Source organism: Nonomuraea sp. NPDC050478 (genome assembly GCF_044458265.1).
GTDB lineage: Bacteria > Actinomycetota > Actinomycetes > Streptosporangiales > Streptosporangiaceae > Nonomuraea > Nonomuraea ferruginea.
This window is the reverse complement of record NZ_JBITHT010000003.1, coordinates 855258-869330: the sequence shown is the minus strand read 5'-3', so window position 1 is coordinate 869330 and position 14073 is coordinate 855258. Positions and strand designations below refer to the sequence as shown.

General features: G+C 69.3%; 12 protein-coding genes and 1 other RNA gene. 7 read left to right on the top strand and 6 right to left on the bottom strand.

The window, feature by feature from the left end:
• Window positions 1-7: 7 nt before the first annotated feature.
• Together ACIBF7_RS18345 and ACIBF7_RS18340 are read right to left on the bottom strand one after the other, a co-directional pair.
• Entirely contained in the window at window positions 8-1030 is a 1023-nt protein-coding gene (locus ACIBF7_RS18345) for a membrane dipeptidase (protein ID WP_345482507.1), read from the bottom strand.
• Between the two features lie 80 nt (window positions 1031-1110).
• Window positions 1111-2541 carry a flavin-containing monooxygenase gene (locus tag ACIBF7_RS18340; RefSeq protein WP_397197639.1) on the bottom strand — a complete coding sequence of 477 codons (1431 nt, stop codon included), beginning with the start codon at window positions 2539-2541 and terminating at the stop codon, window positions 1111-1113.
• A 119-nt stretch (window positions 2542-2660) separates the two neighbouring features.
• Here ACIBF7_RS18340 and ACIBF7_RS18335 point away from each other — a divergent pair, with 119 nt between their 5' ends.
• The 5 genes from ACIBF7_RS18335 (at window position 2661) to ACIBF7_RS18315 (ending at window position 6802) form a co-directional block, all read left to right on the top strand.
• Complete coding sequence (locus ACIBF7_RS18335; RefSeq protein WP_397197638.1) at window positions 2661-3470, top strand: Nif3-like dinuclear metal center hexameric protein; 810 nt, start codon at window positions 2661-2663, stop codon at window positions 3468-3470.
• A 2-nt stretch (window positions 3471-3472) separates the two neighbouring features.
• A complete protein-coding gene (locus ACIBF7_RS18330; protein WP_148030279.1) occupies window positions 3473-4213 on the top strand; it encodes a zinc ribbon domain-containing protein in 741 nt (246 codons plus the stop codon).
• Window positions 4214-4241: 28 nt separating this feature from the next.
• A complete protein-coding gene (locus ACIBF7_RS18325) occupies window positions 4242-5498 on the top strand; it encodes a bifunctional RNase H/acid phosphatase (protein ID WP_397197637.1) in 1257 nt (418 codons plus the stop codon).
• 172 nt (window positions 5499-5670) lie between these two features.
• Window positions 5671-6072, top strand: an RNA gene (gene rnpB, locus ACIBF7_RS18320) — RNase P RNA component class A.
• Between the two features lie 421 nt (window positions 6073-6493).
• Window positions 6494-6802 (top strand): cell division protein CrgA, encoded by a 309-nt coding sequence (locus ACIBF7_RS18315; protein WP_397197636.1) that lies wholly within the window; start codon window positions 6494-6496, stop codon window positions 6800-6802.
• Window positions 6803-7027: 225 nt separating this feature from the next.
• Here the strand turns inward: ACIBF7_RS18315 and ACIBF7_RS18310 are convergent, their stop codons facing one another.
• The 3 genes from ACIBF7_RS18310 to ACIBF7_RS18300 form a co-directional block, all read right to left on the bottom strand.
• Window positions 7028-7561: a hypothetical protein gene (locus ACIBF7_RS18310; protein WP_397197635.1), complete on the bottom strand. Its 534-nt coding sequence runs from the start codon at window positions 7559-7561 to the stop codon at window positions 7028-7030.
• Window positions 7562-7977: 416 nt separating this feature from the next.
• Complete coding sequence (locus ACIBF7_RS18305) at window positions 7978-9081, bottom strand: tetratricopeptide repeat protein (protein WP_397197634.1); 1104 nt, start codon at window positions 9079-9081, stop codon at window positions 7978-7980.
• Between the two features lie 171 nt (window positions 9082-9252).
• Window positions 9253-11025, bottom strand: coding sequence for an ElyC/SanA/YdcF family protein (locus ACIBF7_RS18300; protein ID WP_397197632.1), 1773 nt, complete (start codon window positions 11023-11025; stop codon window positions 9253-9255).
• A 265-nt stretch (window positions 11026-11290) separates the two neighbouring features.
• Here ACIBF7_RS18300 and ACIBF7_RS18295 point away from each other — a divergent pair, with 265 nt between their 5' ends.
• Complete coding sequence (locus ACIBF7_RS18295; protein WP_397197631.1) at window positions 11291-11692, top strand: ATP-binding protein; 402 nt, start codon at window positions 11291-11293, stop codon at window positions 11690-11692.
• 84 nt (window positions 11693-11776) lie between these two features.
• On the opposite strand, the gene ACIBF7_RS18290 is transcribed toward ACIBF7_RS18295, so the two are convergent.
• Window positions 11777-12874 (bottom strand): FAD-dependent monooxygenase, encoded by a 1098-nt coding sequence (locus ACIBF7_RS18290; protein ID WP_397197630.1) that lies wholly within the window; start codon window positions 12872-12874, stop codon window positions 11777-11779.
• Between the two features lie 146 nt (window positions 12875-13020).
• On the opposite strand from ACIBF7_RS18290, the gene ACIBF7_RS18285 reads away from it, so the two are divergent.
• Window positions 13021-14073, top strand: coding sequence for a TetR/AcrR family transcriptional regulator C-terminal domain-containing protein (locus tag ACIBF7_RS18285; RefSeq protein ID WP_397197629.1), 1053 nt, complete (start codon window positions 13021-13023; stop codon window positions 14071-14073).

Here is a 14073-nt window from a genome sequence, read left to right as displayed (position 1 = left end):
GGTGGGTCTACCCGAGCGTGCCGGTGAGGAAGCGGTGCACGTTGCCGCCGATGATCTTCTGCACGTCCTTCTCCGGCAGGCCGCGCCCGAGCAGGCCCTCGGTCACCATGGGCAGCCCCGACGGGCCCTCCAGGCCGGGGATGGCGGCCAGCACGTCGACGCCGTAGCTCACCTCCTCGCACGGCGGCATCACGTCGGCCATCACCTCGCGGATGAAGTCCGGGCCCAGGCCGACGTGGTCGATCCCGGCCACGCCCGCGACGTGCTCGATGTGGTCGAGCAGATGGTCCAGCGTCGCCTCGTGCTCGTGCTCGGTCAGGAACCCGGCGAAGAAGTTCACGCAGATCACCCCGCCGGTGGCGGCCACCCCGCGCAGCTGCTCGTCGGTGAGGTTGCGGTGGTGGTCGCGCAGCGCCCGCGCGGAGGAGTGGGTCGCCATGACCGGCCGGGTGGCCAGCTCCAGCACGTGCGCCACGCCCGACGCGCCCAGGTGGGACACGTCGAAGATCATGCCGAGCCGTTCCATCTCGCGCAGCGCGGCCACGCCGTGCGAGGTCAGCCCGCTGCCGGTGGCGTCCTCGCCGCTGCCGTCGGCCAGCGGGGTGCGGCCCCAGTGGGCGATCGAGGCGATCCGCACGCCCAGCCGGTGCAGGGTGGGGATCAGCTCGACGCTGGCGTCCAGCCCCGGCATGCTCTCCATGGCCAGCACCAGGGCGATTAGCCCGTCGTCCAGCGCCGCGTCGACGCCCGCCGCGTCCGTGCAGAGCCGCACGTCGCCCGCGTTCCCCTCGGCGATCACGTGCGCGCACTCGATCATGCGCAGCGTCCGCCGCAGCGCGCCCTCGGGACGGTACGGGTCGTCGATGAAGACCGGCAGCACCTGCAGCCGCACCCCGCCCTCCTTGAGCTGGGGCAGCCAGCGCTCGCGGAAGAACGCCGCCCAGCGCTCGGGCGGCCTGGCCGAGACCGCCATCAGCAGGTCGTTGTGGGTGTCGGCGACGACGGAGCGACGGTGCAGGGAAGACGTCATGAGGCGGACGCTACCGCGCGGGCCCGCGCCGCCGCCATGTCGGTCCGCACGAGCTCCGGCCCCCTTCTTGGTCGGCGGATTCAAACCTCCCTGTAGGCGGCGCGCGGGGGCTTGGCGGTCAGCCTGCGGTAGAGCATCGTGGTGCCCGGCCAGTTGTTGGTGACCCGGCCGTCGGCGGTCTTGTACCAGCTCCGGCAGCCGTCGCCCCACACCATGCGCGCCATCGCCTCGTCCAGCCGCCGGCGCCAGGCGTCCATGACCTCCGGCCGCACCTCCAGCCGGCGGCCGTCCGACAGGTGCGGCAGGCAGTTCATGATGTGGTTCACCTGGCATTCGATCATGTAGATGATCGAGTTGTGCCCGAGGTTGGTGTTGGGACCGTACAGCAGGAACATGTTCGGGAAGCCCGGCGCCGCGATGCCCAGGTAGGCCTCCGCGCCGCCGGCCCACCGGGTGGCGAGGTCCGCGCCGTCGCGGCCCGTGACCCGCATCGGGGCGAGGAACTCGGTGCTGCGGAAGCCGGTCGCGTACACGATCGTGTCGGCCTCGTGCACCGACTCGGTCGTCTGCACGCCCTTCTCCGTGATGCGCACGATCTTGTCGGTCACCACGTCCACGTTGGGCCTGGTCAGGGCCGGGTAGAAGCGGCTGTCGATGACCACCCGCTTGCAGCCCGGCGGGTAGTCGGGGGTGAGCGTGGCCCGCAGCTCGGGATCCTTCACCTGGTCGCGCAGGTGGTTCAGGGCGCGCCTGCGCAGCAGGTCCTCGCTCCAGCCGCGGGCCAGCGCCGGGTAGAGCGTGGCTTCCGCGTACCGGTAGATGTACTCGCGGTAGGCGCGCTGCAGGCCGGGCACGAACCGGAACGCCAGCCTGACCGCGGCGTTGAAGGTGGCGTCGGGCTTGGGGATCACCCAGTTCGGGGTGCGCTGGAACACCTCCAGGCGCTCCGCCTGCCGGGCGACGGGCGGGATGAGCTGGGCCGCCGACGAGCCGCTGCCGATCACCGCGACCCTGCGGCCGGTGAGATCCTGGGAGTGGTCCCAGCGGGAGGAGTGGAAGGACGTGCCGGCGAAGTCGTCCATGCCGGGGATGTCGGGCAGGCGGGGGCGGTTGAGCTGGCCGACCGCCATGACCAGGACGTCGAAGGCCTCGGTGGTGCCCGAGGCGGTCAGCTGCCACCGTGAGCCGTCGAAGGTGGCGTCGGTGACCTCGGTGCTGAACCTGATTTTTCGCCTGACGTCGTATTTGTCGGCGCAGTGTTCTAAATAGCCTAAGATTTCCGGCTGTTCCGGATATCTCCGGGTCCAGCTCGCGTACTTCTCGAACGAGTACGAATACAGATGCGACGGGATGTCGCAGCCCGCGCCGGGGTAGCTGTTGTCCCGCCACGTGCCGCCCAGCCCGCCCGCCTTCTCGAAGATCGTGTACGAGCGGATCCCGGCGCGTTCGAGCCGGATCGCCATGCACAATCCGCCGAAGCCCGCGCCGATGATCGCGACCCTAGGTGTCATGCCACCCTCCACCGAGTCAGGATCCACTTACATTACGCGGAACCGGGTTCGGTGCCCACCCCTCGCCCGGACTCGCCGCCATGACCGACGGAGATCGCGCCGGCCGATAGTCTGCCCTGGTGGCTGCATGGACACTGACCGACGTTATCGACGTGCTGGAGGCGGCTTACCCGCCCGGCCGGGCCGAATCCTGGGACGCCGTGGGCCTGGTCTGCGGCGACCCGGCCCAGAGTGTGGAGAAGGTGCTGTTCGCGGTCGACCCGGTCGCCGCCGTCGCCGACGAGGCCGTGGAGTGGGGCGCTGATCTCATCGTCACCCACCACCCCCTCTACCTGCGCGGCACGACCACCGTCGCCGCCACCACGCCCAAGGGCAGGCTCGTCCACCGGCTCATCAAGAACGACATCGCCCTGTTCACCGCCCACACCAACGCCGACGTGGCCAACCCGGGCGTTTCCGACGCCCTGGCCCGCGCCGTCGGGCTGACCGGCGACCTGGTGCCGCTGCAGCCGTTCGCCGACGACCCGTGGCGCGGCCTGGGCCGCGTCGGCGACCTGCCGGAGGAGCTGACGCTCGGCGAGTTCGCCGCCCAGGCCGCCGCCGGGCTGCCCGCCACCGCCTGGGGCATCCGCGTCGCCGGCTCGCTGTCCCGCCGCGTCTCGCGCGTCGCGGTCAGCGGCGGCGCCGGCGACTCGCTCCTGGCCACCGCGCGCGCGGCGGGCGTCGACGTGTTCCTCACCGCCGACCTGCGCCACCACCCGGCCAGCGAGTTCGTCGAGGCGGGCGGGCCCGCGCTGATCGACGCCGCCCACTGGGCCACCGAATGGCCCTGGCTCGACACCGCCGCGTCCATCCTCACCGCCAGGGGCGTTAACGTTGAGACACGTGTCTCCGCCACGGTCACCGATGCTTGGACAAGAGGATATTGATCATGAAAGCAGCCCCCGAGGTCCAGAAGAGGCTCCTCGACCTCGCCGAGCTCGACTCCGCGCTCGACCGGCTGGCCCACCGCCGCCGCAGCCTGCCCGAGCTGGCGGAGATCGACGACCAGTCCAAACGCTACGCCAAGCACGCCACCGAGGTCATCGAGGCCGAGACCGAGGCCGGTGACCTGGCGCGGGAGCAGACCAAGGCCGAGAGCGACGTCGACACCGTCCGCACCCGCATCGAACGCGACCAGCAGCGTCTCGACTCCGGCGCCGTGTCCTCCGCGCGCGACCTGGCCGGCCTCCAGTCCGAGATCGTCTCCCTGAACAAGCGGCAGAGCGACCTCGAAGAGGTGGTGCTGGAGATCATGGAGCGCCGCGAGGCCGCCGACGCCCGCGCCGCCGACCTCAAGACCCGGCGCGACGAGGCCAGGGCGACCCTGGCCGACGCCGAGTCCCGCCGCGACGCCGCCCTCGCCGAGATCGACAAGGAGACGGGCGAGGTCCGGTCCCGCCGCGCCGCCGTCGTCGGCGACATCCCCGCCGACCTGCTCAAGCTGTACGACAAGCTGCGCGAGCAGTACGGGGTCGGCGCCGCCATGCTGCAGGGCGGCCGCTGCCAGGGCTGCAAGGTGGCGCTGTCCATCGCCGAGATGAACCAGATCAAGGCCGCCGCCGCCGACGAGGTGGTGCGCTGCGACGAGTGCCGCCGCATCCTCGTCCGCACGGCGGAGTCGGGCCTGTGACCCCGTCCCCCCGCGCTGAGAGGAAAGAGTGACCGCCTACATCGTCGAGGCCGACGGTGGCTCCCGCGGCAACCCCGGCCCGGCCGGCTACGGCGCCGTCCTCCGCGACGCGGCCGACGGCCGGGCCCTCGCCGAGTCGGCCGAGGCCATCGGCGTCGCCACCAACAACGTCGCCGAGTACCGCGGCCTGATCGCCGGCCTCCGCCTGGCGCTCGACGTCGGCGGCGAGGGCGCACGGGTGGCCGTGCGGATGGACTCCAAGCTCGTCGTCGAGCAGATGGCGGGCCGCTGGAAGGTCAAGCACGAGGGCCTGCGCCCGCTCGCCCTCGAAGCGGGCAAGCTGGCCAGGCGGCTGCGGGTGACGGAGTGGACCTGGATCCCGCGCGCCCGCAACGAGCACGCCGACCGCCTGGCCAACGAAGCGATGGACGCGGCCGCCCAGGGCCTCTCCTGGAAGTCCGGCGGGACGCCGTCCGGGGGCGCGTCCGTTCTGGACACGGGCCCGCCGTCCGGAGGCACGCCGGCGCCGGGCACCACGCCCCGGCCCTCCACCCGAGCCCCCCGCCTCGTGGAGCAGACCGACCTCCTCGACCTGTCGGGCCCCACCGCCTCCGTCGCCACCACCCAGCAGCGCACCGCCAAGGGCACCGGCTGGGCCCCGCCCACCCGCGTCGCCACCTCGCTCGTCCTCCTGCGCCACGGCGAGACCCCGCTCTCCGTCGAACGCCGCTTCTCCGGCCTCGGCGACCCCGAGCTCACCGCCAACGGCCTCGCCCAGGCCGCCGCGGCCGCCGACAGGCTCACGCGCGACCCGTACAAGCTCGACGCCGTCGTCACCTCCCCGCTCACCCGCGCCAGGCAGACGGCCGAGACCGTCGCCGAGCGCGCCGGCCTGGACGTGGAGACGGACGAGGACCTCAGGGAGACGGACTTCGGCGCGTGGGAAGGCCACACGTTCACCGAGATCCAGCGCCGATGGCCCGCCGAGCTGGCCGCCTGGCTCGCCGACCCCGACGTCGCCCCGCCGGGCGGCGAGAGCTTCACCGCCGTCGCCGACCGCGTCACCCGCGCCCAGCGCCGCCTCATCGACAGGTACGAGGGCCGCACCGTCCTGCTGGTCTCCCACGTGACGCCCATCAAGACCCTGCTGCGCCTGGCCCTGGACGCGCCCCCGGCCGCCCTCTACCGCATGCACCTGGACCTGGCCTGCCTGTCGCTCATCGAGCACTACGCCGACGGCAACCCGGTGGTGAAGTCCTTCAACGACACCGCCCACCTCCGATGACGGTTCGCGCTCTCGTACAAGTCCAGGAGCCGGTCGTGCCGGGCGCCGCCAGAACACCCGGCACGACCCCTGGCGCCACCGCCCCCCTCAGGCGATGACACCTCGTCATCTCATCGTGCGGATCTTGTCATTTGGTTGCGGACCGCTTGCATGCGCTAACCTCGACACCGGACGAGCCGGCCGGGCGACCGCGTCGAGCCTCTTCACGAGGCCCGCCGAGGAAGGTCCGGGCTCCACAGGGCAGGGTGGTCGGTAACGCCGACCCGGGGCGACCCGCGGGAAAGTGCCACAGAAAGCAAACCGCCTTCCGGATTTCCGGGAGGTAAGGGTGAAAGGGTGGTGTAAGAGACCACCAGCGCCCACGGTGACGTGGGCGGCTCGGTAAACCCCACCCGGAGCAAGGTCAAGAAGGGACGTTCCCCCCGGGGACCGTCCCGCGTGCGCCGCTTGAGGGCTGCCCGCCCGAGGCGCACGGGTAGACCGCTCGAGGCCGCCGGCAACGACGGCCCTAGATGGATGGTCGCCCCTTCGCCTCGGCGAAGGACAGAACCCGGCCTACAGGCCGGCTCGTCCCCTCTCCGTCCCTGTGACCAGGGGCGGAGCACCGTTCAGGATTGCCTGTTCCGTCAGATTCGGACGCAGAAGCGCGTCAATCGCCCCGCGCCCGAGATCGTCTTGGTCCGGGAAGAGGTGCCCGTAGGTGTCCATCGTCTCGGCGATGGTGGCATGACCTAGACGGGTCTGGATCGCCTTCGGGCTGAGGTTCGCCTTCGCCCCATCACGACCGACCTCGGCGCACGACTGGGCAGCCCCGCGGCTGGCCCGCTACCCGGAGGGTGGGACGACCGCACACGGGCAGCTCAGGCGGTTGCTGCGCTTTGATATCGCGTTCAGACTTGTGAGTTGCCTCTGCGATCAGCCGAAAGTGATTCATCCTGCCAACCGTTATACGATAGCCTTACTTTCGTCGCTTATTAGGCGATTGTGTCCGATATATGAGCTTTCCTCTGTCGCCACTTACAGGAGTGAAACGAGTGTCTGCCTCCTACCCTGACAACGGAACGGACGACACCTCGTCTCGGTACCCCAGTCGCACACCGTTGTGGCCCGCTCTGGCAATGGTCGCCTCATGGATCCTTGGCATCCTGTGGATCGTCGTGTACTACGTGAACCCAAACCTCCCGCTTCTCAGCGAGCTGGGGAATTGGAACCTGCTCATCGGCTTCATGCTCCTCATCCTGGGTGTGGTTTTCGCGTTGGTTCAAACAGTAGTAGCCATCGCGTCGGCACGCCGTAGACCCTGACCCCGCTGCCCGGCCAGAGACGACGCATCAATGCAGAGACGTGATTGGGTGATGAGCCCAAAGGGCGCCAGTCCGGGAGTCGCACCAGGTGAACCTGCTAGAAACAATTCCTCAGCTCAGAACCTCGATCGCGGATCAACACCAGGTCGGCGGAACCTTGCGACCAGAACCCGGCCTACAGGCGGGCTCGTCCTCCTCTGCCTCGTGACCAGGGTGGAGCGCGGTTCAGAATCCGCGGTGGTGCTTGAACTGTTCTGAATGCAGAAAGCGCTGGACAGCGCCACTCTTGGCTTGAACGACAATCGGGCCGTCAAGGGGTGCGGGCCATATCTGAAGATAATGGTCATCGACGCCGTCATGTCTCGCGCCTTCCCAGTCCATGCCCTTGACGTGATACCGAATGCGGTAGGTTCCGGGCCCGGCCTGGAGAGGGGGCAGGGGCCACATCACGGCCGTGTCGTAGGTGAACCCGCTCATCTCCACTTCGCCCGACTTGGACACATAACTGACTTCCACGATGTCCTCGTAGGTAGCGAGATCTGCCCCGGGGTCCCGGTCGGCGATTGTCACGGTGAAGTCGGCCGGCCCCCACTGATGGGTGATATGGAGGGTGACCCAACCCTTCTCCACCTCGATGATCCCAACGGACTGGGCGGGTGTTTCGGCGTAGCCGTCGGGTTCCCTGTCCTGCAGACCGGCGATGCCACAGTCGGCGACTTCGACTGTCACGCGTACGGTCCGATATCCGGCGTTACTCATGAGTGGAGAGCATAAATGCCACCACCGACAAGATCGCCTGGAGTCCAGTTCGTACAGGGCTGGATGTGCTGAAAGGACTTCGGTTTGTCTCTGTTCCACCACGAACCAGACGACGCCAGAAGCCCCAGGCAATAGCTGAAATCCAGTTCCGCAGCTGAGAGAAGAGATCAAGGAGCACCCAAGGTCACGCCAGATGCGCAAAGCATCGTCTTCGCCCACCAGGCGCTCCGCGCCCAAGAGCTCAGGCTGTGTTTCCTGGGGGGCACGGCCCCCCAGACCCCCGCTCAAACCCGCTTCGCCGCGCCGTTGACCGTAGCCGTTCGATCAACCCCTCACGTTCACGTCCGTGCCTTGGTTGCCTTTCTGAACAGCTCGATAGACACATGCTGAGAACGGCGCGGGTCTGAGGCCACTGCTCAATGTCGGAGACCGTTGAACCCGGATGCCGCCTGCCAGTCCTTGACCTGGACGGATTGCGGGAACTTCTCGCCAAGGACTGTGCCCAGATCCTTGCTCCGATCAGAGATGGCAGAAGCCGGGCGCGAGAGCTGCAAGGCGGAAACGCCCAAGGAGAGGGCGCTGTCGAGGTCGCGGAGCTGTGCTTTGGCGATGGCGAGGTCGAGCAGGCTGATTGCCCGCCGGGTGGGGGAGCTGCCGGGGGCGGAGGCGTAGAGGTCGAGTGCTTCCTTCGCGTGCGTCTCGGCCGACCGCGGATCACCCAGCCACAGGTACGAGGTGGCGGCGAAAGAGTGGAAACGGGCGACGTCGGCGGAGAACAGTCCGGCCTGGTGAGCAGGCAAGCGATCTGGCGCGGAGCGCAGGGTTCCAAGGCCTCTGCCGATCCTGGCGTTGATCCGCATCGTCTGAGAGACCAGGCGCGCGGCGGCTGATCCGCCGGTGGGCGCGCGGGCTGCGCCGGTTCGCGCCGCGCGAAGGGCCTCGGCCGGGCGATTGCCGTACAGCAGGATGGTCGCCTCCACGTCCTTGGCCCACGCTGCCGTTTCGGCGTGCTCTGCCTCGTCGGCGTGTCGCCAGGCGTCATGGGCGTAGGCGAGGGCGGTTCGTTGCTTGCCACCGTCGTGGGCGAGCCAGGCGAGGATGGTCGAGAGCCAGGCGGCGTCCACGTAGAGATCACGGCGCTGGCGCAGCGTGGTACGCCGCTGGAGCAGGGCGGCGACGCGACGACGGTCCTGCCGCGCTGGTTCCCACAACTCCGAGGCGGGTTGCGTCGCGTAGTCGGTGCCGTATGTGGCGATGGCCTGCCGTAGTTGGTCAAGTGTTGCCGCTCCCACGTCGGTTTCCTCGCTGCTGCGGGTGAACTCGCGGGGCTCGGCGTCCTCCGGCAGGCTGGCGAGAGCAGGCAGGAGGGCGGCGAATCTGAGGGCGTCTCGGCGGTTCGTAGGATCACCGTCCTCGGTGTCGGTCTCTTCTCCATTGATGGCAGCCGGCCCTTCAGGGAACAAGGCCGGTTCGTCGATCGACAGCGCGCGACAGTAGAGGAATCTGCGACGTGCTCTCATGGACGACGCGCTTCTGATGGTCAGCGATCACCAGGGTTGACTATGCAAGATGCGGGTCCAAGAATCTTCGGCGGCCAGGACTGGTAGTAAGGGCACGCTGTGCAGGACGATCCAGTAGTCGGCGAGGTCGCGAGCCGGGGAGGAATGGCGCACGGCTCGCCGTAGGGCAGGTCAGGGTCTGAGAAGCCTGCTGTCGAATCCGGCGCGGAGAAGAGCCTGGTAGGCATCATGGACCTCTCCCGGGACGGGCTGCTCGATCGCGTAGCCGAGTTTGGGATACTCGATCACGCGCTGGAGGTCGCCGACGAGCATGTCGATGACCAGCTTCGGATCACCGATCGAGCCGACGTAGTCGTCCAGATCCAGCGGCTCTGAGGCGCACATCACCTCGACCTCGGGCCACACCTTCCGTGCTGTGGCATACGCCCGGCGCTCCATGTACGGCTTGGAGATCAGGAGTACTGAATCAGGCTCGATCCCCGCATCGGCCAGCACCTGGCGGGACAGGCCGATGTTCTGGCCGGTGTTGGTCGCGCTCGGCTCCAGCAGGATCGCCTCGTCAGGCACCCCGAGGCCCAGCGCATGCTCGCGGTAGTGGACGGCCTCACCACGAGGGAAGCGGGCCGCAGTGGTGGGGCTGGTGGCCCCGGAGAAGACGAGCAGCGGGAACCATCCGGCGCGGTACAGCTCGACCGCCGCTCTGGCGACTCCCAGATCGTGGCTGCCCAGACCGATGGCAACGTCACAGCGGCGTAGGTCGTGGTGCATCTGGTGGTAGTTCCAGAGGGTACGGGCGTGTTGCCACTGTTCGTCGGTGATGCCCTGCTGCTTGACGCTCACTCGGCTGCTCCCTGATCGCCTTGGCAGAGGGAGACGGATCTCCCTCTGGATGTCCTTGATGCTGCGCAGTTGGTGTGCGAGCCCGTGCCGCGAGGCTTCCCGTGCGGCACGGTGGAGGATCATCAGCCCATCATGAACGGTGGCCCGATCGGACAGCAGAATGTGCCCGTAAGCCGTCTCCAGCCGTACGCGCTGCATGGGCACATCGGTGACGGCGGTGGCGCGGGCGAGGTCGATCAGGCGTAGCGCCTCCGAGAGGTTCCCGGCGCCTCGGTGGGCCAGAGCGAGTTTCTGGTGCGCGACGGACCAGTCCTCGGGCTCCCCCAGGCTCTCGAACTCGCGGATGGCGGTCGACATCATGCGGACGGCGTAGTCGTTCTTGTCGTTCTTGCTCAGAGCGGTGCCGACCCACAGCCTCGCTCGCGCCCGGTCGCGTGGTGAGAGCCGGTCATCCACCGCCAACGCCTCGTACTCCATGGCCGCGTCGTCCAACAGACCTGACATCTCGGCGACCACCGCCAGCGAAAGGTCGAGCTGGGCGACGCGGCGTCGGATGTCGATCTGGCTGTAGATCGAGCGAGCGTTGAGATAGGAGCGGCGGGCGGACAGGGGGCCGGCGACTGCGCCTTGGTCGCGTTGGAGGTCGCCGAGCAGCGTCGTGGATCGTGCGAACAGGTACAGACCTTTGTCGTCCAGCGCGTGTGGGTCGTAGCGGGTCAGCCATCGGTTCAGCAGGTCGGCGGCGTAGCTGAAACTCTGGCGGCCGAGGGCGATCACGGCCCGGTCGAGGTCGTCGGTCCATGTCTCGTACTCCGAGGCTCGCGGCCCCACGCGTGCGACTCGCAGCCCTCGGTCCACGTCCTGGCCGAGTTCCAGGAGCAGAGTCTCGAACCGCAACTGGGTCGCCGAGTCCCCGCGCGCCAGCGCGGTGTCCAGGATGGCCTGGGTGTCGGGGCGTGGCCGAGTGGCGGGGCCGAACTGGTCCCACTTCGCCACGGTGCGGGGAGCCACGCCGAGGTGCTGGGCGAACGTCCGCACGCTCATCCGCAAGGCGAGACGAAGTGCATGCGCTTCGCGGCCGGTCCACTCATGCACCGTCGTCACGTCGCCGCTCCCTTCCACGGCCATGAAAGCACGCAGAGTTACCGAGGGCCTACGGAAGTGCAACGGAAGTGCGACAGCGGGTCGTATCCAGCCGGGCCGGGACTGGCCATGCTCGATGAGCGTGCCATCAGCTCCGGACCACGGTAAGGACGGCTACCTTGTGGACACAGATGTGGACGGCCCATTCGCCTGCGGGTACCCGCGGGACCCAATGAGATCAGTGGCGCCTGAGGTCGCGGCGCACTCAAGTTCTCTCGGGCGGAGCGTGGTCTGGCGGCTTCGCGATGACGCGCGGGCGGTGGGGGACGCCCGCGACCTTCTCCGCCGTGCGCTCCTGCTAATCGGTCTGCGGCCGGACCTCGTGGACGACGCGGTTCTGATGGTCAGCGAGCTGGTCACCAACGCGGTGTTGTACGGTGCCGCGCCGTATGAGCTGGTGGTACGGGTCGATCCGGTCGAAGCGGTCTGCATGGTGGTCGACGCCGGGGCCGTTCTCCCGAAGCTGCGGGGTACGGATGCTCAGGCCGAGAACGGCCGGGGGTTGTCGATCGTGGCGGAACTGTCGGCCGGGCTCTACGGCTGCATCCCACAGAGGTTCGCCACGTGCCCTGAGGTGGAGGGAAAGGCGACCTGGTTCGCGCTGCCCCGTACGGAGGGCTGGCGATGAGTATCACAGCTTCCACGCGACCCCTGTCTCGGTAGTCGGCGTTGATGGTGCGCCGGGCCAGGGCTTGGAGCGGTAGCAGGTCATCTACAGGGTGATGGCGTTCTTGGCGCGGTCGAGCGACTCCTCCGAGGCCGGCCCGCCCGGGTTCTCGGTCGCCAGCGCCTGGTTGAGCTCGACGAAGGGGCGCATGCGCGTCTCGTACCGGGAAAGCGCCGTCGCGTGGTCGGCGGCGGCGAGTTCGGCGGCGAGCACGTACGCGCCGACGAGGGCGAGGCCGGTGCCCTGGCCCGACAGCGGCGAGGCGCAGTAGCCGGCGTCGCCGAGGAGCGTCACCCGGCCGCGCGACCAGGAGTCCATCCGCACCTGCGCCATGGCGTCGAAGTAGAAGTCCGGCGCCGTCTCCATGGCCGCGAGCAGCTTGGGCACCTCCCAGCGCAGCCCGCCGCACCGCTCGGCGACGAGCCGGCGCTGGGCGTCGAGGTCGCGGTGGTCGTACGGTACGGGATCGGACTCGAAGCCCAGGTTGACTCGCAGTTCGGTGTTGTCGCGCACGGGGTAGACGCCGCCGCCCGCGCGGCCCTCGCGGATCCAGACCTGCCAGTCGTCCAGGCCGAGGAAGTTGTCGGCGGTGAAGATCGACAGGTAGGTGCCGAGGTGGTGGACGAACTCCTCCTCGGGGCCGAACGCCAGCCGCCGCACCGTGGAGTGCAGCCCGTCGGCGCCCACGACCAGGTCGAAGGTCCGCGGTCCGCCCTTCTCGAACGTCGCGCGCACGCCGTGCTCGTCCTGCTCCAGCGCGGTGGTCGAGTCGTCGAAGACGTACTCGACGTCCTGCCTGGTCCGGTCGTACAGGAGGGTGGTCAGGTCCTCGCGCAGCAACTCGATGTCGTCGTTGTCGAGGCGGCCGCTGCTGATGGCGTGCTCGGTGGACCGCATGATCTCGTTGCCGTCGCCGTCCAGCATGGACATGCCACGCATCCGGGTGCGTACCTCGCGCAGTGGGGCCAGCAGGCCCATGCGGTCGACCACGTCCAGCGCCACGCCGCGGATGTCGATGGCCTGACCGCCGGCGCGCGGCGCGGGCGCCCGCTCGACGACGGTGGGGGTGATGCCGTGGCGGCGCAGCCAGTAGGCGAGGGCGGGGCCGGCGACGCTCGCGCCGGAGATGAGGACGGTGGTCATGTCTCGCTCCTTGTGTTGCGGTCTTCGCGGACCTGAATGTACAGCGTACTAATAGCGAGTGCAACGCTCTGACCTGCGTTTATGTACTAGGACAGCGAGGGCTGTGCTAGTTTCTGTGCTAGTACAGATGGATGAAGGAGCAGGTCGTGACCGATCCCACCGGGCCGCCCTATCTGCGCATCGCCGCGGAGATCCGCAGGAGCATCGCCGACGGCCGGCTCAGGCCGGGCGACCGGGTGCCGTCCACCCGTCAGATCGCCAGGGAGCACGGGGTGGCGCTCGCCACGGCCACCAAGGTCCTCAACCGCCTGCGCGACGAAGGGCTCGTGCACGCCCGCCCCCGCGCCGGCACGGTGGTCGCCGCCCCCGCCGAGCCGCGCGAACCCGCCGAGCCGCCTGACCCTGCTCAGCCCTCCGATCCCGCAGAGGCGGGTGATCACACCCCCGCCTCTGCGCGTGCCCCGGCGCGGGCACGCGAGCCCGGGGACCAGCCGCGGCGGCGCGGGCCGCGGCCGTCCGGTCAGCCCGACGGCGAGCTGAGCCGGGACCGCGTCGTGCGGGCCGCGATCGAGCTTGCCGACGCCGAAGGGCTGGACGCGCTATCCATGCGCGGCGTCGCCGCACGGCTCGGCGTGGCGACCATGACCATCTACCGCTACGTCGCGGGCAAGGAAGAGCTGGTCCTCCTCATGGCTGACGCCGCGTTCGGCGAGCTGGGCTATCCGGGCGAGCCGCGAGCCGGGTGGCGGGCCCAGGTCGAGCGCGCGGCGCGCACCCTGTGGGCGGTGCATCGCCGCCATCCGTGGCTCGCCCAGCTCAACTCGCTCTTCCGGCCGCTGCCGCTGTCCAACCTGCTGGCCCACGGCGAGCAGCTGCTCGCCGCGCTGGAGAGCCTCGGCCTGGACGAGACGACCAGGATGGACCTCCAGGTGGTGATCTACAGCCACGTCCAGGGCCTGGCCGTCCACCTCGAACGCGAGGTCCTGGCCGAGGCCGCCACCGGCCTGTCGGAGGAGCAGTGGATGGAGAGCCAGGGGCCCGCCCTCGGGTCGATCGCCGCGACCGGCGCCTATCCGGCCTTCTCGCGGCTCATGGCCGCGTTCGGCCGCGACGGCTACGACCTCGACCTCGACCGGCTGTTCGAGCTGGGCCTGCGCACCCTCCTCGACGGCCTGACGGTGCTCGTGGAGGAGCCCTGA

Excerpts from the sequence above, each read along its gene's own strand:
- ACIBF7_RS18330 (WP_148030279.1), top strand. The coding sequence starts at position 3,473 with ATGAAAGCAGCCCCCGAGGTCCAGAAGAGGCTCCTCGACCTCGCCGAG.
- ACIBF7_RS18345 (WP_345482507.1), bottom strand. The coding sequence starts at position 1,030 with ATGACGTCTTCCCTGCACCGTCGCTCCGTCGTCGCCGACACCCACAAC.
- ACIBF7_RS18305 (WP_397197634.1), bottom strand. The coding sequence starts at position 9,081 with ATGAGAGCACGTCGCAGATTCCTCTACTGTCGCGCGCTGTCGATCGAC.
- ACIBF7_RS18310 (WP_397197635.1), bottom strand. The coding sequence starts at position 7,561 with ATGAGTAACGCCGGATATCGGACCGTACGCGTGACAGTCGAAGTCGCC.
- ACIBF7_RS18340 (WP_397197639.1), bottom strand. The coding sequence starts at position 2,541 with ATGACACCTAGGGTCGCGATCATCGGCGCGGGCTTCGGCGGATTGTGC.
- ACIBF7_RS18290 (WP_397197630.1), bottom strand. The coding sequence starts at position 12,874 with ATGACCACCGTCCTCATCTCCGGCGCGAGCGTCGCCGGCCCCGCCCTC.
- ACIBF7_RS18315 (WP_397197636.1), top strand. The coding sequence starts at position 6,494 with ATGAGCTTTCCTCTGTCGCCACTTACAGGAGTGAAACGAGTGTCTGCC.